This is a genomic window from Luteitalea sp. (genome assembly GCA_009377605.1).
Taxonomy (GTDB): domain Bacteria; phylum Acidobacteriota; class Vicinamibacteria; order Vicinamibacterales; family Vicinamibacteraceae; genus WHTT01.
Window position 1 is genome coordinate 1 of record WHTT01000154.1, and the last position, 336, is coordinate 336.

At 60.7% G+C, this 336-nt stretch carries 1 protein-coding gene; it reads right to left on the reverse strand.

What is annotated here, in order from left to right; translation table 11 throughout:
• A partial coding sequence (locus GEV06_27480; protein ID MPZ21602.1) for a hypothetical protein occupies positions 1–288 on the reverse strand: 288 nt, incomplete at its 3' end.
• Positions 289–336: the final 48 nt, after the last annotated feature.

Below are 336 nucleotides of genomic sequence, written 5' to 3' on the forward strand. Positions count from 1 at the left end.
CCGATACATCGCCTTGAATCGAAGGATTTCGACCGGTTTCTCCAGTGCAGTTACCGAAAGATCGCCCAGCACCGCCTTGACGGCCTTCAGCCGGCCCTTGATCGTTACCGGATCGCGCAATCCCTCCGCCTCAACATAGCTCCCATAGTACACGTCGAGGAAGTCAGCGACCGTCACGCCAACGACGCTCTTTGGCACATCAGGCGGAACACGAGGATCACGCCCGGCCACAATCTCGGCTACGAATCGCGGTTCCCATACCTTCTCGGCGGTCTGCTTGAGCGTCACGGGTTCGGTTGCGCCGCGGGCCAGTGCGAAGTCATCGACCGGTAGCCG